At 67.6% G+C, this 22,712-nt stretch carries 21 protein-coding genes and 1 tRNA gene; 11 read left to right on the top strand and 11 right to left on the bottom strand.

Features of this window, described 5'->3' with window-relative positions; translation table 11 throughout:
* Positions 1 to 12: 12 nt before the first annotated feature.
* Together ftsH and AC5Y7E_RS03340 are read right to left on the bottom strand one after the other, a co-directional pair.
* Positions 13 to 2,445 (bottom strand): ATP-dependent zinc metalloprotease FtsH, encoded by a 2,433-nt coding sequence (gene ftsH / locus AC5Y7E_RS03345; RefSeq protein ID WP_499947413.1) that lies wholly within the window; start codon positions 2,443 to 2,445, stop codon positions 13 to 15.
* A 191-nt stretch (positions 2,446 to 2,636) separates the two neighbouring features.
* Positions 2,637 to 3,071 carry a VOC family protein gene (locus tag AC5Y7E_RS03340; protein WP_499947412.1) on the bottom strand — a complete coding sequence of 145 codons (435 nt, stop codon included), beginning with the start codon at positions 3,069 to 3,071 and terminating at the stop codon, positions 2,637 to 2,639.
* Positions 3,072 to 3,183: 112 nt separating this feature from the next.
* Between AC5Y7E_RS03340 and AC5Y7E_RS03335 the strand changes: the two genes are divergently transcribed.
* From AC5Y7E_RS03335 to AC5Y7E_RS03320, 4 genes are all read left to right on the top strand, one after another.
* Entirely contained in the window at positions 3,184 to 4,149 is a 966-nt protein-coding gene (locus AC5Y7E_RS03335) for an alpha/beta fold hydrolase (protein ID WP_499947411.1), read from the top strand.
* The gene (locus tag AC5Y7E_RS03330) at positions 4,146 to 5,333 is read left to right on the top strand and encodes an LLM class flavin-dependent oxidoreductase (protein ID WP_499917065.1); all 1,188 of its coding nucleotides are present in this window, start codon (positions 4,146 to 4,148) and stop codon (positions 5,331 to 5,333) included. Before AC5Y7E_RS03335 ends, AC5Y7E_RS03330 begins: the two co-directional genes overlap by 4 nt.
* Complete coding sequence (locus AC5Y7E_RS03325) at positions 5,333 to 6,346, top strand: zinc-binding dehydrogenase (protein WP_499947410.1); 1,014 nt, start codon at positions 5,333 to 5,335, stop codon at positions 6,344 to 6,346. Before AC5Y7E_RS03330 ends, AC5Y7E_RS03325 begins: the two co-directional genes overlap by 1 nt.
* A 245-nt stretch (positions 6,347 to 6,591) precedes the next feature.
* Complete coding sequence (locus tag AC5Y7E_RS03320; RefSeq protein WP_499947409.1) at positions 6,592 to 7,422, top strand: hypothetical protein; 831 nt, start codon at positions 6,592 to 6,594, stop codon at positions 7,420 to 7,422.
* 71 nt (positions 7,423 to 7,493) lie between these two features.
* Here the strand turns inward: AC5Y7E_RS03320 and AC5Y7E_RS03315 are convergent, their stop codons facing one another.
* The gene (locus tag AC5Y7E_RS03315) at positions 7,494 to 8,726 is read right to left on the bottom strand and encodes a PPE family protein (protein WP_499947408.1); all 1,233 of its coding nucleotides are present in this window, start codon (positions 8,724 to 8,726) and stop codon (positions 7,494 to 7,496) included.
* A gap of 11 nt (positions 8,727 to 8,737) precedes the next feature.
* A complete protein-coding gene (locus AC5Y7E_RS03310) occupies positions 8,738 to 9,037 on the bottom strand; it encodes a PE family protein (protein WP_499947407.1) in 300 nt (99 codons plus the stop codon).
* Positions 9,038 to 9,790: 753 nt separating this feature from the next.
* On the opposite strand from AC5Y7E_RS03310, the gene AC5Y7E_RS03305 reads away from it, so the two are divergent.
* Positions 9,791 to 10,717, top strand: coding sequence for a hypothetical protein (locus AC5Y7E_RS03305; protein ID WP_499947406.1), 927 nt, complete (start codon positions 9,791 to 9,793; stop codon positions 10,715 to 10,717).
* A 122-nt stretch (positions 10,718 to 10,839) separates the two neighbouring features.
* The gene (locus tag AC5Y7E_RS03300) at positions 10,840 to 11,574 is read left to right on the top strand and encodes an SIMPL domain-containing protein (RefSeq protein WP_499947405.1); all 735 of its coding nucleotides are present in this window, start codon (positions 10,840 to 10,842) and stop codon (positions 11,572 to 11,574) included.
* A gap of 20 nt (positions 11,575 to 11,594) precedes the next feature.
* On the opposite strand, the gene hpt is transcribed toward AC5Y7E_RS03300, so the two are convergent.
* Genes hpt through dacB form a run of 4 tightly spaced genes read right to left on the bottom strand, consistent with a single transcriptional unit; the run spans position 11,595 to position 15,653 of the window.
* Positions 11,595 to 12,206: a hypoxanthine phosphoribosyltransferase gene (gene hpt, locus AC5Y7E_RS03295; RefSeq protein ID WP_067133494.1), complete on the bottom strand. Its 612-nt coding sequence runs from the start codon at positions 12,204 to 12,206 to the stop codon at positions 11,595 to 11,597.
* Positions 12,207 to 12,256: 50 nt separating this feature from the next.
* Complete coding sequence (tilS, locus tag AC5Y7E_RS03290; protein WP_499947404.1) at positions 12,257 to 13,231, bottom strand: tRNA lysidine(34) synthetase TilS; 975 nt, start codon at positions 13,229 to 13,231, stop codon at positions 12,257 to 12,259.
* On the bottom strand, positions 13,210 to 14,271 hold the full coding sequence (locus tag AC5Y7E_RS03285; protein WP_499917073.1) for a zinc-dependent metalloprotease: 1,062 nt from the start codon (positions 14,269 to 14,271) through the stop codon (positions 13,210 to 13,212). Before AC5Y7E_RS03285 ends, tilS begins: the two co-directional genes overlap by 22 nt.
* Positions 14,268 to 15,653: a D-alanyl-D-alanine carboxypeptidase/D-alanyl-D-alanine endopeptidase gene (dacB, locus tag AC5Y7E_RS03280; protein ID WP_499947403.1), complete on the bottom strand. Its 1,386-nt coding sequence runs from the start codon at positions 15,651 to 15,653 to the stop codon at positions 14,268 to 14,270. Before dacB ends, AC5Y7E_RS03285 begins: the two co-directional genes overlap by 4 nt.
* Before the next feature lie 107 nt (positions 15,654 to 15,760).
* On the opposite strand from dacB, the gene AC5Y7E_RS03275 reads away from it, so the two are divergent.
* Positions 15,761 to 16,249 carry an inorganic diphosphatase gene (locus AC5Y7E_RS03275; protein WP_499917075.1) on the top strand — a complete coding sequence of 163 codons (489 nt, stop codon included), beginning with the start codon at positions 15,761 to 15,763 and terminating at the stop codon, positions 16,247 to 16,249.
* Positions 16,250 to 16,265: 16 nt separating this feature from the next.
* On the opposite strand, the gene AC5Y7E_RS03270 is transcribed toward AC5Y7E_RS03275, so the two are convergent.
* Positions 16,266 to 17,339, bottom strand: coding sequence for a DUF475 domain-containing protein (locus tag AC5Y7E_RS03270; protein ID WP_499947402.1), 1,074 nt, complete (start codon positions 17,337 to 17,339; stop codon positions 16,266 to 16,268).
* Positions 17,340 to 17,466: 127 nt separating this feature from the next.
* On the opposite strand from AC5Y7E_RS03270, the gene AC5Y7E_RS03265 reads away from it, so the two are divergent.
* Genes AC5Y7E_RS03265 through AC5Y7E_RS03255 form a run of 3 tightly spaced genes read left to right on the top strand, consistent with a single transcriptional unit; the run spans position 17,467 to position 19,800 of the window.
* Entirely contained in the window at positions 17,467 to 18,735 is a 1,269-nt protein-coding gene (locus AC5Y7E_RS03265) for a hypothetical protein (RefSeq protein ID WP_499947401.1), read from the top strand.
* Between the two features lie 34 nt (positions 18,736 to 18,769).
* On the top strand, positions 18,770 to 19,462 hold the full coding sequence (gene ppgS, locus AC5Y7E_RS03260) for a polyprenyl-phospho-N-acetylgalactosaminyl synthase PpgS (protein WP_499917078.1): 693 nt from the start codon (positions 18,770 to 18,772) through the stop codon (positions 19,460 to 19,462).
* Positions 19,459 to 19,800 (top strand): DUF2304 domain-containing protein, encoded by a 342-nt coding sequence (locus AC5Y7E_RS03255; protein ID WP_499917079.1) that lies wholly within the window; start codon positions 19,459 to 19,461, stop codon positions 19,798 to 19,800. The genes ppgS and AC5Y7E_RS03255 overlap by 4 nt, the downstream gene beginning before the upstream one ends.
* Here AC5Y7E_RS03255 and AC5Y7E_RS03250 read toward each other — a convergent pair.
* Positions 19,797 to 20,741: an NAD-dependent epimerase/dehydratase family protein gene (locus tag AC5Y7E_RS03250; protein WP_499947400.1), complete on the bottom strand. Its 945-nt coding sequence runs from the start codon at positions 20,739 to 20,741 to the stop codon at positions 19,797 to 19,799. The two genes, AC5Y7E_RS03255 and AC5Y7E_RS03250, sit on opposite strands and share 4 nt — an antisense overlap.
* On the opposite strand from AC5Y7E_RS03250, the gene AC5Y7E_RS03245 reads away from it, so the two are divergent.
* The gene (locus AC5Y7E_RS03245; RefSeq protein WP_499947399.1) at positions 20,707 to 22,524 is read left to right on the top strand and encodes a hypothetical protein; all 1,818 of its coding nucleotides are present in this window, start codon (positions 20,707 to 20,709) and stop codon (positions 22,522 to 22,524) included. The genes AC5Y7E_RS03250 and AC5Y7E_RS03245 overlap by 35 nt on opposite strands.
* A gap of 74 nt (positions 22,525 to 22,598) precedes the next feature.
* Here the strand turns inward: AC5Y7E_RS03245 and AC5Y7E_RS03240 are convergent.
* Positions 22,599 to 22,674, bottom strand: a tRNA-Thr gene (locus tag AC5Y7E_RS03240).
* Positions 22,675 to 22,712: the final 38 nt, after the last annotated feature.

Here is a 22,712-nt window from a genome sequence, read left to right as displayed (position 1 = left end):
TCCTCCGTTTGCTCAGCCGTGAGCCGGCGGGTTGGACCGGCTTACGTCGTCATCCTGCCGGTCGGGCGAGCCGCCCCGCGGGGCGGGTTGGCCGGGCGGCGGATACGGCGGATACGGCGGATAGGCGGGATGTGGCTGACCCGGGTGACCCGCGCCGCCCTGCTGACCGGGATAACTTTGCTGACCACCCGGGCCGCCCTGCTGTCCGGGATACCCCTGCGGTGCGGCGTAGCCGCGTGCCGGTTGCTGCCAGTGCGGCTGCTGGCCGGGTTGCGCGGGCGGATGCCAGTAATTGGGCGGTTGTTGCTGCGGCGGCCAGCCCGGCGCGCGCCAGCCGGCCGGGGCGCCGTAGTCGGGTTGCGTGGGCCCATGCGGCTCGCCCTGGCGGTTACCGCCTGGAGCACCATGAGAACCATTGCCGCCGTTGGCGTTTCGCTCGGCCTCGGCCTGCGCGGCCGCGGCGGCCGCACTGGCCCGCGCGATGGCTGCCTTGAAGGCGGGCTCTTGAACCGGCGGGGGCCAAGGCTCGCCGCGCTCGATGGCCAGCTCGCCGGGCGTCTTGATCGGCGGTTTGTCCGACGGGATGCGGCCGCCGAAATCGTCGAACATGGTGAGCCGCGGGCGTTTTTCGACGCCGGAGAAGATGCCCTCCAGCTCGGCCCGGTGCAGGGTTTCCTTTTCCAGCAGCTGGCCGGCCAACGTGTCGAGGATGTCGCGATATTCGGTGAGGATCTCCCACGCCTCCGTGTGGGCGGCCTCGATCAGTTTGCGGATCTCGTCGTCGATGTCGCGGGCGACCTCGTGCGAGTAGTCGGCCTGGGTCCCCATGGTGCGACCCAGGAACGGGTCGCCGTGCTCCGAACCGTATTTGACCGCACCGAGTTTGGAGCTCATGCCGAATTCGGTGACCATCGCGCGCGCGATCTTGGTCGCCTGCTCGATGTCGGACACCGCGCCCGTCGTCGGCTCCCGGAAGACCAGCTCCTCGGCGGCGCGCCCACCCATGGCGAATACCAGCTGCGCGATCATCTCCGAGCGGGTCCGCAGGCCCTTGTCTTCCTCCGGCACCGCCACCGCGTGCCCGCCGGTGCGCCCCCGCGCCAAGATCGTCACCTTATAGATCGGCTCGATATCGGGCATCGCCCAGGCGGCCAGCGTGTGCCCGCCCTCGTGGTAGGCGGTGATCTTCTTTTCCTGCTCGCTGATGATCCGGCCCTTGCGCCGCGGCCCACCGATCACCCGGTCCACCGCTTCCTCCAGGGCGGCGCTGGTGATGACGGTGCCGTTCTCGCGGGCGGTGAGCAGCGCCGCCTCGTTGATGACGTTGGCCAGGTCGGCACCGGTCATGCCGACGGTGCGTTTGGCCAGCCCGGCGAGGTCGGCGTCGGGGCCGATCGGCTTGCCCTTGGAGTGCACTTCGAGCACCGCTTTGCGACCCGCCAGGTCAGGATTGGACACCGGGATCTGCCGGTCGAAGCGGCCGGGACGCAGCAGCGCGGGGTCCAGGATGTCCGGTCGGTTGGTGGCCGCGATCAGGATGACGCCGGCCCGGGGGTCGAACCCGTCCATCTCGACCAGCAACTGGTTGAGCGTCTGCTCGCGCTCGTCGTGCCCGCCCCCGAGGCCGGCGCCCCGCTGGCGGCCCACCGCGTCGATCTCGTCGACGAAAATGATGCACGGGTTGTTCTGCTTGGCCTGATCGAACAGGTCGCGTACCCGGGACGCACCGACGCCGACGAACATCTCGACGAAGTCGGAGCCCGAGATCGTGAAGAACGGAACCCCGGCCTCCCCGGCGACCGCGCGGGCCAGCAGCGTCTTACCGGTTCCCGGCGGCCCGTAGAGCAGCACGCCTTTGGGGATCTTGGCGCCCAGCGCCTGATAGCGGCCGGGGTTCTGCAGGAAGTCCTTGATCTCGTAGAGCTCCTCGACCGCCTCGTCGACGCCGGCGACGTCGGCGAACGTGGTCTTGGGCATGTCCTTGGAGAGCTGTTTGGCGCGCGACTTGCCGAAGCCGAAGCCCATCCGGGCGCCGCCCTGCATGCGGGAGAACATCACGAACAGCCCGACCAGCAGCAGCAGCGGCAGGACGTAGACCAACAGTTCACCCAGGATGCTGCCCTGGTTGACGACGGTGCTGACCTTCGCGTTCTTGGCGGTCAGCGCGTTGAACAGGTCGACGGCGTAGCCGCTGGGGAATTTGGTGATGACCTTGTCCGAATTGTCGGTGTCACCGTTGCCCTTCTTCAGGGTCAATCGAAGTTGCTGTTCGCGGTCGTCGATCTGTGCGCTTTTGACGTTGTCGCCGTTGATCTGGGCCATCGCCACCGACGTGTCGACGGGCTTGTAGCCGCGGGTGTCGTCGCTGAAGTAGAAGAACGACCAGCCGAGCAGCACCACGACAGCAATCGCCGTGATGGTGCGAATCACGTTTTTCCGGTTCATCAATCATCGGCCTTGCCGGCCAGGTCCTTCCCCGATGTGCACGCAGCTGGAAAAGTCCAGGCTACCGCTAGTGGCGATCGCCAGCTCCGGCAGAGCCGGGGCGCAGCGGGTCGACACCATACCGCCAGTGGCGATCGCCAGCTCCGGCAGAGCCGGGGCGCAGTGCGCCAGGCCGCCGCCGTCCTGCTCAGTTAACGACCGGCAGTTCCCGGCTCCTCGTAATACCGCGCCTCGACCACGTTGCCGTCCGGATCGGGGAAGTAGTACCCCTGCGGCGCCCACCCCCGCGCGCCGAAGCTGCGGTTCAGCCGTGCGCTGGTGTCCACGCCTTCGGCCTGCAGCCGCCGGTCCAGCGCATCGTATTCGGACTTCGACAGCGCCAGGCAGAGGTGGTTGACCGGGTGGCCGGCGCTGCCCTCGATGCGGGTCAACGCTTCGGTCGCCGTAACGCCGTCGGCGGGCATCAAGTCGATGATGGAGTCCGGGCAGACCCGCACGCTTGGAAACGGCGCGTCTCCGGCTTCGAATTCGGCGAAGCGGACCGGTTCCAGCCCGACGACGCGGGTGTAGAAGTCCATCGACACCCGCGGATTTTTGGTCCACAGCACCACATGGTCCAGTCGCATCGAATCGAGTATTCCCGGCTGCCGCCCTTTTGATCGCCAACCGAGCGCCGTCCGGCGAGCCAACACCGTTCGGGGCCTTCTCAGCCAGCAACCGGTGTGCTTTGGTGAGACGGTGCCCCCAACCGAACGGTTAGTAGAGACCAATGGTGTGCGGCTGCGAGTGACCGAAGCGGGCGACAGAGGCGCACCCGTGGTGCTCCTGGCGCACGGCTTTCCCGAACTCGCCTACTCCTGGCGTCACCAGATACCCGTCCTCGCCGACGCCGGCTACCACGTGCTGGCACCCGATCAGCGCGGCTACGGCGGTTCGGATCGTCCGGATGCCGTCGACGCCTACGACATTCATCAGCTGACCGCCGACCTGGTCGGTCTGCTCGACGACGTCGGCGCGCAGCGCGCCGTGTGGGTCGGGCACGACTGGGGTGCCGCCGTGGTGTGGAACGCCCCGCTGCTGCATCCGGACCGGGTCGCGGCCGTCGCCGCGATGAGCGTGCCGGTGACGCCGCGCCCGCGGGTGGCGCCGACGACGGCGTGGCGCAAGACGTTCGGCGAGAACTTCTTCTACATCCTGTACTTCCAGGAGCCTGGCGTCGCCGACGCCGAATTGAACGCCGATCCCGCTCGGGTGATGCGCCGCATGATGGGCAGCCTGGGGACATCCGGCGACAAGGCCGCGGCGATACGGATGGTGGCCCCCGGGCCGGAAGGTTTCATCGAGCGGCTGCCCGAGCCCGACGCGTTGCCGGACTGGATAACCCAGGACGAGCTCGACCACTACATCGCCCAGTTCACCGGTACCGGTTTCACCGGCGGACTGAACTGGTATCGCAATTTCGACCGCAACTGGGAGACCACCGCCGAACTCGACGGTGCGAAGATCCCGGTCCCCTGTCTGTTCATCGGCGGGACGGCCGATCCCGTCCTGGCTTTCACCCGCACCGATCGCGCTGCGGATGCCATCTCGGGCCCGTACCGACAGGTGATGATCGAGGGCGCCGGGCATTGGCTGCAGCAGGAGCGCCCCGACGAGGTGAATGCGGCCTTACTGGAATTCCTCAACGGATTGGAGCTGCAATGAGCGCGCCCCTGCGTTTCGGTGTCTTCATCACCCCGTTTCATCCCATCGGCCAATCCCCAACCGTGGCACTGGAATACGACATGGAACGCGTCGTCGCCCTGGACCGCCTGGGATTCGACGAGGCGTGGTTCGGCGAGCACCACTCCGGTGGCTACGAACTGATCGCCTGCCCGGAGGTGTTCATCGCGGCGGCGGCCGAGCGCACTAAACACATCCGGCTGGGCACCGGCGTCGTGTCGCTGCCCTACCACCATCCGCTCATGGTCGCCGACCGCTGGGTGCTGCTGGATCACCTGACCCGCGGGCGGGTGATGTTCGGCACCGGCCCCGGCGCGTTGCCCTCGGACGCTTACATGATGGGCATCGACCCGATCGAGCAGCGTCGGATGATGCAGGAGTCTCTCGAGGCGATCCTGGCGCTGTTCCGCGCCGCACCCACTGAACGCATAGACCGTCACTCCGATTGGTTCACCCTGCGAGACGCGCAGTTGCATATCCGGCCCTACACCTGGCCGTATCCCGAGATCTCCACGGCGGCAATGATTTCGCCGTCGGGCCCGCGGCTGGCGGGTGCTCTGGGCACCTCGCTGCTGTCGTTGTCGATGTCGGTACCGGGCGGCTACGCGGCGCTGGAAACCACCTGGGACGTGGTCCGCGAACAGGCCGCGAAGGTGGGCCGGGAGGAGCCGGACCGGGCCGGCTGGCGCGTCCTGAGCATCATGCACATCGCCGACAGCCGTGAGCAGGCCATTGACGACTGCACCTACGGACTGCAGGATTTCGCGAATTACTTTGGCGCCGCCGGGTTTGTGCCGCTGGCCAACAGCGTGGAAGGCACCCAGACGCCGCACGAGTTCGTCGCCGACTACGCGGCGAAGGGAAACTGCTGCATCGGCACTCCGGAGGACGCCATCGCCCACATCGAGGACCTGCTCGACCGCTCCGGCGGCTTCGGCACCCTGCTGATGCTCGGCCACGACTGGGCGTCGCCGCAGGCGACGTACCACAGCTATGACCTGATGGCGCGCAAGGTGATTCCGCACTTCAAACGACAGCTCGAAGCGTCCCGCTCCTCGCACGACTGGGCGAAGGGCAAACGCGACCAATTGATCGGCCGGGCCGGCGAAGCGGTGGTGAAGGCCATCACCGAACACGTCGACGAGCAGAAAGACGCGGTGCACTGATGCGCGCGGCGGTGCTGCGGGACGGCCGCATGGTCTACCGGGACGACGTGCCCGACCCGATACCGGAGGCCGGTCAGGTGCTGGTGGGCGTGCGGGCGTGCGGAATCTGCGGCTCCGACTTGCATTTCGCCGCCCACGGCGCGCAGGTGCTGGAGATGAGCGACCGGGTGGCCGGCGGCACGGGCGGCATGCACGTCGACCTGAGGCACGACATCTTCATGGGTCACGAGTTCAGCGTCGAGATCCTCGAAGCCGGGCCGGACACCGAGACCCATCCGCCGGGCACTCTCGTGACGTCGTTACCGGTGCTGTTGTCCGCCAAGGGCGTCGAGCCGATCGTCTACAGCAACAGCACCATCGGCGGCTACGCCGAACGGATGCTGCTCTCGGCGCCGCTGCTGCTGCCGATCCCCAACGGCCTGGACCTCAAGCACGCCGCGCTCACCGAGCCGATGGCCGTGGGGCTGCATGCGGTCAACAAGTCCAGTATCGCGCCCGGCGAGACGGCCCTGGTGCTCGGCTGTGGCCCGATCGGAATCGCCATCATCGCCGCACTGCGCGCGAAAGGCGTCGAAACCATTGTGGCATCGGATTTTTCGCCCAAACGCCGTGAGCTGGCCACGGCGATGGGAGCCCACCAGACACTGGACGCGGCGCAGGGTTCGCCCTTCGACACCGTCAAGCCCGCGGTGGTGTTCGAGGCGGTCGGCGTGCCCGGCATCATCGATGACGTTCTCCTTCGGGCGCGGAGCGGCACGCGACTGGTGGTCGCAGGTGTGTGCATGCAACCCGATACGGTGCATCCGTTCTTTGCGATCGCCAAAGAAATCAACGTGCAATTCGTACTCGCCTACACGCCCGAGGAGTTCGGCGACTCGCTACGCGCCCTGGCCGAGGGCGACATCGACGTCAGCCCGCTGATCACCGGCGAGGTCGGCCTCGACGCGGTCGGTACGGCTTTCGCCGATCTCGCCGACCCCGAGCGGCACTGCAAGATCCTCGTCACGCCCTAGGGATATCAAAAACCGCGTAGCTGCACATCGCTAGACGAATATCCCTAAAATCTGCAGCAGCCAAATCAACTTCGTCCACAACCAGGTCGCGATATGACTGAAGCGAACCAAAAGGGCGAAAGCGCCCGTCATCGAGAAGTGTGGGCCGCGTGAGCCAGCCAAGCGGCGCGGGCGGCCAAGGCCCGCTCCGCACTCCCATGACGCTTGCCATATACCGCGACTTACGCGTCGCCATGGTCGTACTCATGGTGATGGTCGTTGCGGGGGTGCTCATCGAAAAGAGGTCCGCGCCCTGCTGGCAATCGGCCCTCAGCACGTACTATTACACCTCCGCGCACAGCATCGTCATCGCCGCGCTCCTGGCGCTCGGCACGCTCTTCATCATCTATCGGGGCAGCACCGACACCGAGGATGTCTTGTTGACTCTGGCCGGCGTCAGTGCATTGACCGCCGCGATAGTGCCGCAGTCTCGACCCGACGACCTGTGCCCCGGGCCAGCAAATCTGCCGCTCGACTTCGACGACACTGCCAAAGCCTCCATCCTGCCCAATGTTTGGGCGGCGGCCATCGCATTGGGTCTGGGCTATCTGGTGATCTGGTCGGTGATGCTCTACCAATGGAAGCGCGGCCGCCCTCCGCGGAAACGAAGGCTGGGCGCAATAGTGTCGCTGTGCGTTTTCTGGCTGATCATGGCGCTCGGCCTCATCGCGCTGCTTTTCTTTCCGGGCACGTTCAAGAAGTGTGCACACGGCGCCGCCGCGATACTGATGCTCTCGGCCTTCATCGCCACCACGTTCTGCACCGCGTACGTCGTCGGGCGAGAGAACCCGTCGAAGTCGGCGCATCAGCGCGGCTACAAGCGGATCTACTGGGCAATTGCCTGGCTGATGTTGGCGACGTTGATTGCGGTTCTCTGGGTTAACTTCTCGAGAGGTTTGGGGGGCCATTGGGGCCTGCTGGCCGAGGTGGCGCTGATCCTCGAGTTCGCCGCGTACTGGGTGGTTCAAACTATCGACCTGTGGCGAACACCTGACCGGATTATGCGCTTTACCAAAGGTTCTCCGCCGTGTCTGTAGTGCGGGCCGGTCGCGGACGCGACGACCCGCCCCGCTGATTCGTCTGAGCGATTGCCGGTCCGGTCATCGGATCAGCCCCCCGCCGGGGGCTGGGCGATGACGGTGGGCTTGAAACCGTATCGAGGCGCCACAAAAGCGCCGGCGCCGCGCCCGGCCCCGCCGGCGGGCATCATCGGCACCCCACCAACCGCATTCGTGGCACGGTCTGCCGCCCCCGCCGCGGCGGCGCCGTTGAGGGCCACGGCGACCGAAGGCGCCGTCGGCGCCGCGCCCGCCCAAGCCGCCGGTACCGACAATCCACCGACGGATGCCGCCTTGCCGACAGCTCCGCCAATCGCGCCGACGGAACCCAGGCCCGCACCCGAAACGGCCGCGGGCGCAACCGCTTCCGCTGCCTTGGCCACGCCCTCGGCCGCGGACTTCGCGGCGGGCATGAACCCCTGCGCAAGGCTCTGGATGTCTTTGAACGAGGTGGTGAAAAGCCGCGTCGGAGAAATCAACCGGATGAAGGCGTCGAAAGGCGTGCTGGCATCCAATGTTTGCGACCCGGTCAGGCCCTCCAACAAATCACCCAGCGGGCGACCCACCACCAGCCCATCGCCTTCGGGGTTCAGGCTGATTCCTCCCAGGAAGGGCGCGGGGTTGCCGGTCGAAGTGGGATTATTCGTCGATCCGGCCAGCGCGGACAGCGTTTGGGGCACCGCGTCCTGCGCGCTCTCGCCTCCGCGGCCGGCCGCTTGAGCCACCGCGGCGGCCTGACGAGCCGCGCCGGCCGGGTTGGTAGCAGGCTCGGCCGGCTCGAATGGCGGCAGCATCGACGCCGCGGCCGACCCACCGGCATATCCGTACATCGCGCCGGCGTCTTGAGCCCACATCTCGCCGTATTGGGCCTCGGTAGCCGCAATGGCCGCGATGTTCTGGCCGAGAACGTTCGTCGCCAGCAATTCGGCCAGCAACGCCCGGTTCGCCGCAATCACCGGCGGTGGCACCGTTTCGGCGAACGCCAATTCGTAGGCAGTCGCCGCCGCCACCGCCTGGGCGGCGACGTGTTCGGCCTTGCCGCCCGTGCCGGACAACCAAGCCACCTGCGGGACAACCGCAGTGAGCATGGCGGAGGCGGCCGGCCCCTGCCATGGTCCGTCGGTAAGGCTCGAGATCACCGCCCCGTAGGCGGACGCCGCGGATCGCAAGTCGGTGGCCAGGCCGTCCCAGGCCGCGGCTGCGGCCAGCAGCGGGCCTGAGCCGGGTCCTGAATAGATCAGCGCGGAGTTGATCTCCGGCGGCAACTGCGCGAAGTCGAGCATGGTGTCCCCGCCTAACCGACCGCGGCAGTGTTGGCGATTTCCGTGGCGGCGTACGAACCGGCACTGGCGCCAAGCATTGTCGCCAACTGCTCGCGGACCAGGGCGGCCTGTGCGCTGATCTCCTGGAAGAGCGCACCGTGCCGGGAGAATTGTTGCGCGGTCAAAATCGATACCGCGTCGGCCGCGGCGGGCACGACGCTGGTCGTCGGCATTGCCACCGCCGAAGTCCCCTCCCGCACGGACGCGTTGATCCCGTGCAACTCGCGGGAAGCGGCATCCAGCATTTCCGGCTGCGCCAGCAAGAACGACATGTCTTCTCAAAACCCTTTCAAATCAATAGCTCTCGACACCAATGGAAGTGCCTAGTCGGACGCCTGGACACGTTAGGCCAGTCGTGTCCAGAGATGACAGCCCGAGAGCGGCTAATTCATGACCAGGACGAAAACTGTTCATTTAGCTGATCTGAAATGCTGCATCATTTGGAGTTGATATGAAAAATGTTGAGAACAAATATTATTGGAGACATATATGAACCTATATGAGGCTACTGACGTGGCCACCGGGCTTTGCCGGCGCTGTATTGGACGCGGTTATCGGCCGGGCCGATCGCGGCTCTTCGTCGAAGGGCGTGCCCCGCCCGGGTGCCGGTTGAGCCCGGTGCGCGGGAAACGGACGCGATGATTCTGCGCAGTGGGCGGCTGAGCAACACAGTGGCAAAGCAACGCCGTGATGCCCGAGCTGGCCGACCTTTTCGGCCCCCCCGGCCTAAACTCGGGCCAAACATGCTTGGGTGCAGTGCAATTGGCCGCGCCGCCAGCGAGTTGCCGGCGGTGATGAGGCATCGATCCCAAATGGACTGTCGCGTCTGATCTTATCGACTGCGCCGCGATCCGCCCAGCGATCGGCCGCGCATGCCGGGCCAGTGCGCACAATTTGCAAATTCGCTGCGGTCGGCCATATCACCGGCTATCGTCCCCGCATAGACGCCGGACAGGTCCGAAGTAGGCAGCATGAGCAACCAGAAACCAACGCCCATAACACTTGCCATATACCGTGACCTACGCGTGGGCATGGTCATCGTGACGCTGATGGTATTCGTGGCCATCGTCATCCGACAATTGTCGGCGACCTGCTGGCAATTCGCCCTCAGTGCTTACTATTACACCTCCGCGCACAGCATCCTGATCGCCGCGCTGCTGGCGCTCGGCACGCTTTTCATCATGTACAAGGGCAGCAACGACACCGAGGATGCCTTGTTGACTCTGGCGGGGGTCTCCGCCTTGATGATCGCGATGGTGCCACAGGGTCCGCTTACGCCCGAGCAACGGTGTGGGCGATACGATCTTCCGCCCGAATTCGTGCCCGCAATTCAGCCCAACGTGTGGGCGGTCGTCGTCGCACTGATTGTGGGGTGGTCGGCGATGGCCTTGCTGCACTGGCGCAACCACACTCGGCATAAAAGAAGTCCGTTGGGCACGGTCGCACAGTGGGTTTTCTGGGTGATCATGGCGCTCGGCTTTTTCGCCCTTGTGTTCTTCCCGAACCAGTTCTACGCGCATATTCACGGCATCTCCGGTGTGTTGATGCTCTTGTCCTTCATCATCACCGTGTTCTGCGCCGCATACGTCGTCGGCCAGGAGGACACGACGAAGTCGCCGCACAAGGACCGCTATAAGTGGTTCTACCGGGTCATTGCCCTAGTGATGGTGGTGACGTTAATCGCAGTCATCGCAGTGCATCTCCGGCGCCCCGGGTGGGAGCCATGGGTCATCTGGCTGGAATCGGCGGTGATCCTCGAGTTCGCGGTGTACTGGGCGGTTCAGACCTGGGAACTGTGGAATTCGCCCGACCGCATTGGACGCCTCCCCGACGACGTCCAGAGGCGACTCGAGGATAAAAGGACGAAGGACGGCGGATTCCGTGGATTCAAGTCCGACCTGAGCGGGCCGCCCGACGAGGGTCCGGGCGGAAGGATGCTGCCGCTTCTGTAGCGCGGGCCCATCGTGTCAGGTGAGTGCACCAATCATCCACTCGCGCAAGGCTAACCGTGATCGTCACTGCATTGTGATGCCCGCAACGCAGGCCGAAGCGCGGTAGCCGCTAGTGTCCACTCATGCCGAAACCCAGCACTGAAACCCTTGTCCGCCGATCGACGGCCGTGGTCACGGCCGGGTTGACGATCGCAGTGATCTCGGCGTGCGACAAGCACAACCCGGCGCCCGGCGCCAACCCTCGTCAGGTCACGGTTGTGGGCACCGGTCAGGTGCAAGGCGTCCCGGACACCCTGACCGCCGACGTCGGCATCGAATTCACCGCCCCCGACGTCACCACGGCGATGAACCAAACCAACGACCGTCAACAGGCCGTCATCAACGCACTGACCGGCGCCGGCATCGATCGCAAGGACATCAGCACCACCGAGGTGACGCTGTCGCCGGAGTACAACAACCCCGGGCCCAGCGGTACCGCCGCCATCACCGCGTACCGCGCGACCAACGCCATCGCAGTCAAAATCCACCCAGCGGATGCCGCGTCGCGCTTGCTCGCGCTGATCGTCGGCACGGGCGGCGATGCCACCCGGATCAAGTCCGTCCGCTATTCCATCGCCGACGATTCGCAGCTGGTCAAGGACGCCCGCTCGCGGGCGTTCAACGACGCCAAGAGCCGCGCCGAGCAGTACTCCCAGCTGTCCGGCCTTCGGCTGGGCCGGGTGCTGTCCATTTCGGAGGCCACCGGCAACGCCCCGCCGCCGACCGGGGCGCCACGGGCCATGCCGTCGATGGTTCCGCTGGAACCCGGCCAGCAGACCGTGAACTTCTCGGTGACCGCCGTCTGGGAGTTGGACTAGCGGGCCAACCGGGGCGGGGCCTACTGCTGGTAGACCCTGGGATCCAGGGTTCCGATGTAGGACAGGTCGCGGTAGCGCTCGTCGTAATCGAGGCCGTAGCCCACGACGAAGTCGTTGGGGATGTCGAAGCCCACGTAGGCGATGTCGACGTGGGCGCCCTGCGCGTCGGGCTTGCGCAGCAGGGTGCACACCCGCAGCGAACGTGGGTGGCGCGTTTTGAGGTTGCGTAGCAGCCACGACAGGGTGAGGCCGGAGTCGACGACGTCCTCGACGATCAGCACGTCGCGGCCTTCGATATCGCGGTCCAGATCCTTGAGGATCCTCACCACGCCCGACGAGGACGTCGAAGACCCGTAGGAGCTGACGGCCATGAACTCGAACTGCGTGGGCAGCGGGATCGCGCGGGCCAGGTCGGTGACAAAGATCACAGCTCCCTTGAGCACGGTGATCAGCAGCAGGTCCTGTCCGGTCTCGATCGCGGCGTCACGGTAGTTCTCGCCGATCTCGGTGCCGAGTTCGGCGATTCGGGCCTGAATTTGCGCCGACGTCAGCAGGACAGACTTGATATCCCCGGGGTACAGCTCCGCGGGTTGGGCGGGGGTGATCGCCGAGGAGATCTGGGCCACGCCCACAGAGTGCCACGAGGACGGGCGAATAACCAATGGCAGCCCCGATATTGCGGCTATCGGACCGGTTTGCCGACCGGCTCGCTCCACAGCCTCAGCACCCCGTCGCGGCGGCCCGCGAACAGTCGTTCCTCGGGCAGCGACGAGCCCACCGCCACCCCGCCCTGCCCATGCCAGCCGGTGACCAGGGCGTCCACCCCGCGAATCTGCTTGTCGGTCAGGTTCGTTGCGCCGCCGGTCAGCAGCCAGGTCCGGATCACCCGCCGCCGCACGGGGGCGTCCAGCCCCGCCAGCGCCTGCGCCAGCAGGCCGGAGTCCGCCTTGGTCTCGGGCAGCGCGCGGGCCGCCAGGGTGTCGATCAAATCGGAATCCTCGCGCAGCGAGGTCGCGGTGCGGGCCAGCGCCTCGGCCACGCCACCGCCGAGGACGTCCTCCAGCAGGGGCAGTACCTCGGCGCGCAGTCGGGTGCGGGTGAAGCGGCGGTCGGTGTTGTGCGGATCCTGCCAGGGGGTCAGCCCAAGCTCTTCGCACGCACCGTGGGTTACGGCTCGACGCACCTCCAGCAGCGGCCGGCACCACGGCGGATCGTACGGACGCATCCCGGCGATCGAACGCACCCCGGACCCGCGGCCCAGCCCCAGCAGCACCGTCTCGGCCTGGTCGTCCAGCGTGTGGCCCAGCAGCACCGGGCCGGTGTGGAATGCGCTCAACGCGGCGTAGCGGGCAGCGCGCGCCGCCGCCTCGGGACCGCCCCGGTTGCCCACCTGCACCCGAACCACTTGGGCCCCAACGCATCCCAATGAAATGGCCTGAGCGCGGGCGGTCTCGGCCACTGCCGCCGAGTCGGTTTGCAGGCCGTGGTCGACGACGACCGCGGTGGTGGGTCGTAGCTTGGCCGCGACCGCGGTGAGCGCCAGCGAATCTGGACCGCCGGACAGCGCCACGCACCACTGTTCGACGGTGGCGAGGTGGGCCTTGATGAACGCCTCGACAGCCGCGCGCAGCTGGCCTACAGCACCCGGTCGATCCATCGCTGGGGCTCTTCGATCTCGGTGGGCAGCGGCAGCGTGTCGGGACCCGTCCAGATGGCGTTGAACCGCTCCATTCCCACCTGGCCGACCACGTGATCGACGAAGGCCTTGCCGCGGGTGTATTGGCTGAGCTTGGCGTCGAGCCCCAGCAGTGCGCGCAACAACCGCTGCAGCGGCGGCTGCTTGCGGTGGCGGCGCTCGTCGAACCGGCGCCGGATGGTGGCCACCGACGGGACCGCCATCGGCCCGACGGCATCCATGACGTGATCCGCGTGGCCCTCCAGCAGGGTGCCCAGCACCAGCAGCTGGTCCAGCGCCTGCCGCTGCGGTTCGGACTGCACCGCGCGCACCAGCCCGAGGATTCCCGAGGAGTTGGCGTCGGATTCCGACGCGTTGTCGGCGCGGCCGCGCGCGTAGTCGGCGAGCCGGCTGATCACCTGCCCGATGTCCTCGCCGGCGTCGCGGGTGAGCAGGCCCAGCGCCTGCGACATGTAGTCGGGCAGCCACGGGTTGGCCGTGAACTGCACTCGGTGGGTGACCTCATGCAGGCACACCCATAGGCGGAAATCGGCCGGTTCGATTCGGAGTTGCCGCTCGACGGCGATGACGTTGGGATACACCAGCAGGAGGCAGCCCGTTTTGGCCCCGTCAGTAGTGGCGAACGGGTCGTATTGGCCGAGGATGCCCGAGGACACGTACGCCAGGACGGCGCCGGTCTGCGCGCCGGTGACGCGACCGGTCAGAAAGCCGCGCGGCTTCTCGGTGCCGTGCATCATCACCCGCATCGACTCGGTGGCCGCGGCGATCCAGTCGGAACGGTCGACGATGCGCGCGGCCGGCACCGCGCCGTTGGTGACCAGGCCGGTGACGTCACGCACCAACGGTTCGGCTTTGGTGGACGCGGTGGCGAGTTCGTCGATCACCTGGCGGCGGGTGTACTCGCTGGACGGCGGACCCGGGCGGGCCAGCCGCCGACCGACCGACGCCGCGAACTTCCAGTCGACCGCGGTGCCCAGCGTCAAGTCCGGCGCCGGTGTCATGAGCACCCGCAGGACCACAGCCGGGTCGCCAGCGCGTCCATCACGTTGCGGCCGTTCGGGCCGGCGTCGTTGGAGATGAACGCGAAGGTGAGCACCCGGCCGCTACGGTCGGTGAGCACGCCGGCCAGCGCGTTGATGCCGGTCAGCGAGCCGGTTTTGGCCCGCAGCCAGCCCGCGGGGCCCTGCGCGGTGGAGGCGTCGGTGAAGCGATCGGCCAGCGTCCCGCTGCCGGCGGCGATCGGGAGCAGATCCAGCAGCGCCCGCAGCGACGGCTGGTCGGGCCCCGCCGCGGCCTGCAGCACGCCGTCGAGCGTCTTGGCCGTCAGCCGATCGTCGACCGAGAGTCCACTGGAATCCAGCAGCGTCGCGCCCGCGGTGTCGACGTGAGCGGTGGTCAGCCGGTTGGTCACCGCGTCGACGGCGCCGGCGAAGCTGCGCGGCCGGTTGATCGCGGCCGCCACCTCGCGGGCGATGCATTCGGCCAGCACGTTGTCCGAGTGATCCATCATCTCGGACAGCCGCTGGACCAGCGGCGCCGATTGCACGACCGCCAGCTGCCGCGCCCCAGACGGCGCGGCGGCGGTCGTGACTGCGTTCGGGTCCAGTCCCAGCGCCTTGGCCAGCTCCCGCCCGGCATCCAGCGCCGGGGTCCGGGACCGCCGCGAGTTGACCGTCGAAGGCTGGATGCGGCCGGCGTCGATCATCACCGACTCGATCGGCGCGATGTCGCCGTTGTCGACGTCAGCCAGGTCCCAACCCTGCGCCATCGTGGGACCGCTGAACGCCGAGGTGTCCACCTGTACGGCGGTCGGCGTCACGCCGCTGCGGCGGATCTGTTCCACAAGGTCGCTGATCCGGGCCGACCCCCGGTACCACGTCGCCACGCCGGGCGGCGCGGCCGACAGCGCCGGATCGCCCGCACCCACCAGCACGACGGGTCCCTGGGCGTTTTGGCTGCCGGCCACCACCCGAGTGCTGATCCGGGCCTGATGGTCCAGCGTGAGCAAGGCCGCGGCCGCCGTGAGCACCTTGTTGGTCGACGCCGGCACCAACGGCATGTCGGCCGCCACCTGCCAGAGCTCCTTTCCGGTGATGGCGTCCGTGATCCGTCCGCCTAGCCGGCCCAGGTTGGGGTCGCTCGCCACCGGCGCCAGCATCGCGCTGACGCCGGGCCCGCTGGGTAGCTCGGCGGTGTCGCTCACCGGCGTCATGCCGGGCTTCACCGCCGGGGCGTGCGGGGGCGGTATCGGGGCATGCGCGCTATTGGCGCCGTGTCCGGTCGTGGTGAAAAACACCGCCGCCACCACGACGGCGGCGACGAACACCAGCACACCCAACCCGATGAGCACTGGGGTGGATTTTTGCCAGCGAGTACGGGCCATCACTCTCCTGACTGTCTCCAAGCCATTCTGCCGAATCGGCGCCGATGCGCTCGACTAGGGTGTAGCAGAGCAAAATTGGTCCGCCTACCAGACAAGGAGCCGACGCGGTGGAATTCGACGTGACCATCGAGATCCAAAAGGGCCAGCGGAACAAGTACGAAGTCGACCACGAGACTGGACGGCTACGTCTGGACCGCTACCTGTACACCGCGATGGCCTACCCGACCGACTACGGCTTCATCGAGGACACCCTGGGCGAGGACGGCGACCCGCTGGACGCGATGGTGCTGTTGCCGCAGTCGGTGTTTCCCGGCGTGATCGTCGAGGCCCGCCCGGTGGGCATGTTCCGGATGACCGACGAAAAGGGCGGCGACGACAAGGTCCTGTGCGTGCCGGCCGGTGACCACCGCTGGGACCACGTTCAGGACATCGGGGACGTGCCGGAATTCGAGCTGGACGTGATCAAGCACTTCTTCGTGCACTACAAGGACCTGGAACCGGGCAAGTTCGTCAAGGCCGCGGACTGGGTTGGCCGCGAAGAAGCCGAAGCAGAGATCCAGCGCTCGATCGAGCGGTTCAAGACCGAAGGGCACTGAACCACACCTGCGGGCGCTAGCCCCCGGCGCGGGCGTCGCGGCGATTGCGCAGGATGCTCCAGCCCAGCGCCGCCGCAATGAAGACCACGCCGATCGAAGCGGTGAACGCCTCGGGGACTTCGAACCTGGGCTCGATGGAGACCAGCATGATGACCGCGAGCGCACCTATGGCCCAGTGCGCGCCGTGTTCCAGGTACGCGTACCGGCCCAACGTCTCCTGGCTGACCAGGTAGATGGTGATCGACCGGACGAACATCGAGCCCACCAGTCCCAGCCCCAGCGCGATGACGACGGGGTCGGAGGTGATGGCGAACGCGCCGGTGACGCCGTCGAATGAGAAGGAGGCATCGAGCACTTCGAGGTAGAGGAACAGCGTCAGGCCGGCCCGGCCCGTCGCCGCGCCGGTCTCGCCGGCTTCGGCGTCGGATGGTTGAAACGCCCGGCTCAACCCGTTGACCACCAGATAGGTCACCATGCCCAAAAGCCCCGCGGTCAGCACCGTCGCCGCCTCGTCACCCGAGTGCGTCAATTGCGTGCCGACCCCGACCAGCACCAGACCGGTGACCACCAGCGACACCTGCCCCAGCCGGCCCAGGCGCGCGAACGGGATCTCAATCCACTTGAGCCACTTGATTTCTCGGTCATAGAAAATGAAATCCAGGAAAAGCATCAACAGGAAGATTCCACCGAACGCGGCGATCTGGGGGTGCGCCGCCATCACGAGTTTGTGGTAGCTGGGCGAGCCGTCCGGAAACTCCAGCGCGCCGTGCGCGGGCGGATGCAGGGCCAGCTCCATCGCGCGCACCGGGCCGAGCCCCGCCGTCGCCCACACGATGAGCAGCGGGAAGAGCAGTCGCATGCCGAACACGGCGATGAGGATCCCGATGGTCAGGAACATCCGCTGCCAGAAGCGGCTCATCCGTTTCAGGATCGAAGCGTTGATGATGGCGTTGTCGAACGACAACGACACCTCGAGGACGGCCAGCACCACCAGCAGATAGAGACCTTTGAGGCCGCCGTAGGCATATCCGACGCCCAGGGCCGCCGCGGTGACCGCAAGCGAGATCCCGAAGGTACGCAAAGCGGACATGGATCCTTTCCGGCCGCCGACCACACTAGCGAACCGCATCGCGCGAAGGGGGATCGCTTCGGGCCGCATAGAATTTTCAAATTGTGACGAAACATCGGGACGACCGGCCGAAAGCGCCGCTGCCCCGATGACCGAGATCAGCGCCTCACAGGGGCCGGTGGCGCGCGGCAGCATGGCCCGGGTCGGCACCGCCACGGCCGTGACGGCGGTGTGCGGCTACGCGGTGATCTACCTGGCCGCCCGTGACCTGGCGCCGAGCGGCTTTTCGATCTTCGGCGTGTTCTGGGGCGCCTTCGGGCTGGTGACGGGCGCGGCCAACGGGCTGCTGCAGGAGACCACCCGGGAAGTTCGCTCGACTCCCTACGTCAGCGACCTGGCCGCCCTGCCGGCGCCCGGCGAACCGCGTACCCACCCGATGCGGGTCGCGGTGCTGGTCGGGATGGCCGCGGCCGTAGTGATCGCCGGCAGCTCGCCGTTGTGGAGCGGACGGGTGTTCGTCGAGGCGCGGCTGCTATCGGTGGCGCTGCTGTCCGCCGGGCTGGCCGGGTTCTGCGCGCACGCCACCCTGCTGGGCATGCTGGCCGGCACCAACCAGTGGACCCGCTACGGCGCGCTGATGGTGACCGACGCCGTCATCCGCGTGATGGTGGCCGCGGCCGCGGTGGCGCTCGGGTGGCGTCTGGTCGGTTTCTTGTGGGCGACGGTGGCGGGCGCGGTCGCCTGGCTGATCCTGCTGATGGCCTCGCCGGCGGCCAGAGCCACCGCGCGCCTGTTGACCCCCGGCGGCACCGCGACCTTTCTCCGGGGCGCGGCGCATTCGATCACCGCGGCCGGGGCCAGCGCCATCTTGGTGATGGGATTTCCGGTGCTGCTGAAACTGACCAGCGCCGAGCTCGGCGCGCAGGGCGGGGTGATCATCCTGGCGGTCACGCTGACCCGTGCGCCACTGCTGGTGCCGCTGACCGCCATGCAGGGCAACCTGATTGCCCATTTCGTCGACGAGCGCAGCAACCGGATTCGTGCCCTGCTCGCGCCGGCGGCGATCGTCGGGGCGATCGGCGCGGTCGGGGTGGCGGCCGCGGCCGTGGTGGGTCCGTGGCTGTTGCGGGTCGCCTTCGGGCCGCAGTACCAGGCCAGCAGCGCGCTGCTGGCCTGGCTGACCGCGGCGGCGGTGGCGATCGCCATGCTGACGCTGACGGGCGCGGCGGCGGTGGCCGCCGCGCTGCACCGGGCCTACTCGCTGGGCTGGGTGAGCGCCACGGTCGCGTCGGGGTTGCTGCTATTGCTGCCGCTGTCCCTGCAGACCCGAACCGTGGTCGGACTGCTGTGCGGCCCGGCGGTGGGGATCGGCGTTCACTTGGTCGCTTTGTCGCGCGCCGCGCGCTCTACCGGCTGATATGGCCGCAGCAGCGTGTACCTTGTGGGCTTAAATGGGTATTGAAACGGATGTCGTCTGGGTCGTCATTCCCGCCTTCAACGAAGCAGCTGTCATCGGCGAGGTGGTAGCTGATGTGCGCGCGGTGTTCGACCATGTCGTGTGCGTGGACGACGGCAGCGCCGACGACACCGGCGAGATCGCCCGGCGGGCCGGCGCTCACCTGGTGAGGCACCCGATCAACCTCGGCCAGGGCGCCGCGATCCAGACCGGTGTCGAGTACGCGCGCAAGCAGCCGGGGGCCCAGATTTTCGCCACTTTCGACGCCGACGGCCAGCACCGCGTCAAGGATCTGGCGACGATGGTCGACCGGTTGGGCGCCGGCGACGTCGACGTCGTCGTCGGCACCCGGTTCGGCGCGCAGCACGGCGCCCGGCCGCCGTTCGTGAAACGGATCGTGTTGCAGACCGCCGCGCGGTTGAGCCGGCGCGGCCGCCGACTTGGCCTGACCGACACTAACAATGGGCTTCGGGTGTTCAACAAGAAGGTCGCCGACGGGTTGGACATCACGATGAGCGGCATGAGCCACGCCAACGAATTCATCATGTTGATCGACGAAAACCATTGGCGTGTCACCGAAGAGCCGATCGAGGTGCTCTACACCGAGTACTCGATGTCGAAGGGCCAGCCCCTGCTCAACGGCGTCAACATCATTTTCGACGGGTTCCTGCGAGGGAGGACTCCATGAACTGGATCCAGGTGCTGCTGATCGGGGCGATCGTTGCGCTGCTGGTGTATCTGTTGCGCTCGCGCCGCAATTCGCGGTCGAAGGCGTGGGTGAAGGTGGGCTACGTGGTGTTCGTGCTGGCCGGCATCTACGCCGTGCTGCGACCCGATGACACGACGGTGGTGGCGCAGTGGTTCGGGGTGCGCCGCGGGACCGACCTGATGCTCTACGCGCTGATCATGGCGTTCTGCTTCACCACGCTCAGCACCTACATGCGGTTCAAGGACCTCGAGCTGCGCTACGCGCGGCTGGCCCGGGCGGTGGCGCTGGAGTCCGCTCAGGCGCCCGAAGCGGGCTAGCGGTTCTGCGTCCGGCGGAAGAATTCCACCGTGCGGGCCACCCCGTCGGCTAGGTCGACCTTCGGTTTCCAGCCCAATACCGCTGCGGCCGAACCGATGTCGAGGCAGGACCGCTTGAGGTCGCCGAGCCGCGGCGGCGCGAATTCCGGGTCGTCGGGCCCGCCGACGGCGGCCGCGACCGCCGAATGCAGCTGGCGGTCCGAGGTTTCGATGCCGGTGCCGATGTTGAACCGCTGGCCGCCGCCCGCATCGCCGGATGCCTTGACGAAGGCGTCCACGACATCGTCGACGAAAACGTAGTCCCGGGTGTTGCCGCCGTCGCCGAAGACCTTGGTGGGCTTACCCGAGAGCAGCGCCTGGGCGAAGATCGCCACCACACCGGCCTCACCGTGCGGATCCTGGCGGGGGCCATAGACATTCGCCGGGGCGATGTGCGAGCAGTCCAGGCCGTACAGGTGGCGGAAGGTGTTCAGGTAGATCTCGCCCGCCACCTTGCCCGCCGCGTACGGCGACGCGGGGTCGGTCGGCACGGTCTCGGGCGTGGGGTAGCGCGGCGGGGTCCCGTAGATGGATCCGCCCGAGGAGGTGTGCACGACCTTGCGGACCTGCGCCCGTCGCGCGGCCTCGGCCAGCCGCACCGTGCCGATCACGTTGACCGAAGCGTCGAATTGCGGGTCGGCCACCGAGTGCCGCACGTCGATCTGCGCCGCCAGGTGAAACACCACCTCCGGGCGGTGCTCGTCGAGGATGGCCTCCAGGTCGGCGGTCACGATGTCCGCCTCGACGAAGGCGTATGCCGGATTGCCGGCCAGGTGCTCGAGGTTGGTCGCGCGGCCGGAGGCGAAGTTGTCCAGCCCCACCACCGCATGACCGTCGGCCAACAGCCGGTCGACTAGCGTCGACCCGATGAATCCGGCCGCCCCGGTAACCAGTGCACGCACCGGCCCACCATACATAGCTGCCCTGGCCGCCACGCTCATCGCGGTGCAGCTGGTGGTGCGCGCGGTCCTGGCCTTCGGTGGCTACTTCTACTGGGATGACCTGATCCTCATCGGCAAGGCCGGCACCCACAACCTGCTCGCGCCGTCGTATCTGTTCGACGACCATGACGGACACGTCATGCCCGGGGCATTTCTGGTCGCGGGCATCATCATCCGGCTTGCGCCGCTGAACTGGACCTGGCCCGCGGTCAGCCTGGTGGTGCTGCAACTGCTGGCCTCGCTGGCGTTGTTGCGGGCCCTGTACGTCATCTTGGGCTGGCGGCCGGTGCTGTTGATCCCGTTGACGTTCGCGTTGTTCACGCCGTTGGCCGTGCCCGGATTCGCGTGGTGGGCGGCGGCGCTGAACTCGCTGCCGATGCTGGCCGCGCTGGCCTGGGTGTGCGCCGACGCCATCCTGCTGGTGCGCACCGGCAGCCGGCGCTACGCCGCGACGGGCGTGGTCGTGTACTTCGGCGGGCTGCTGTTCTTCGAGAAGGCCGCGGTGATCCCGTTCGTCGCGTTCGCGGTGACCGCGCTGCTGTGCCACGTGACCGGCGATCGGAGCCTCGGGTCGGCGCTGGCGACGGTGTGGCGGGCCGGCCGGCGATTGTGGATCGCCGCCCTGGCCCTCACCGCGGCCTGGGTCGCGCTGTATCTGGGCGTCGTCAATCAGCAGCGGTGGAGTTCCGACCTGTCGATGACGTGGCAACTCCTGATGCGCTCGATCACGCACGGCATCGTGCCGGGGCTGGCCGGCGGGCCGTGGCACTGGGACCGCTGGGCGCCGGCCTCGCCCTGGGCCACGCCCCCGCTGTCGGTGATGGCCCTCGGCTGGCTGGTGCTGGCCGGAACCGTGGCGCTGTCGCTGGTTCGCAAGGAACGCATCGGTCCGGTGTGGCTGGTCGCCGTCGGCTACGCCGTGGCCTGTCAGGTGCCGATCTATTTGATGCGGTCCTCGAAGCAGACCGCGCTGGAACTCGCGCAGACGCTGCGCTACCTGCCGGATCTGGTCGTGGTGCTGGCACTGCTGGCCGCCGTCGCATTGTGCGCCCCCAACCGGCGGGCCGGGCCGCGCCGGCTCGACGCTTCGCCGAAACGCACCGCGGTTGTCGCGGTGTTGGCGGTGTTGTTCGTGGCCAGCAGCCTGTACTCGACGTCGACGTTCCTGACCAGCTGGCGCGACAACCCCGCGCAGCCCTACCTGCGGAACGCCCGGGCATCTCTGGCGGCCGCGCGTGCGGCCTCGGACGCGCCGCTGCTGGATCAGGAGGTCGATCCGTTGGTGCTGCAGCGGGTGGCCGCGCCGGAGAATCTGGCCAGCCACCTTTTCGCCCTGCTGCGCGATAGGCCCGAATTCGCTTCTGCAACAACCCAATTGCGCATGATCGATAGCTCGGGACGGCTGATCAAGGCGCGGGTCACCTGGGTTCGGACCATCGCGCCCGGGCCGATGTCGCAGTGCGGCTACTTCGCGCAGCCGGACAGGCCGGCGCGGATGGTCCTCGACGGCCCGCTGCTGCCCGCCGACTGGACCGTCGAACTGAACTACCTGGCCAACAGCGAGGGCTCGATGACGTTGTCGATGACGCAGGGCCCCGCGGTCAAGGTGCCGGTGCATCCGGGACTCAACCGGGTCTTCGCCCGGCTGCCGGGCGCCGGGGACGCGATCACCGTGCGCGCCAACACGACCGCGCTGGCGTTGTGTCTCGCATCGGGCCCGGTGGGGTTCGTCGCACCGGCTTGATTGGTCCGGCGATTGTCACGCCAGCGTGACCCTCGACGCCGACAGCCACCCTGGCGTGACGCTGGGCGGAAATATGGAGCCGCCTGGGGGAATCGAACCCCCGACCTATTCATTACGAGTGAATCGCTCTACCGACTGAGCTAAGGCGGCATACCCGCACGCCGGGCGGCACGAGTCTACGGCAGGCG

The sequence above is a fragment of the Mycobacterium sp. NGS17 genome (assembly GCF_059813205.1).
Note: the sequence above shows the minus strand (reverse complement) of the source record. Positions and strands in the feature narration are given on the sequence as shown.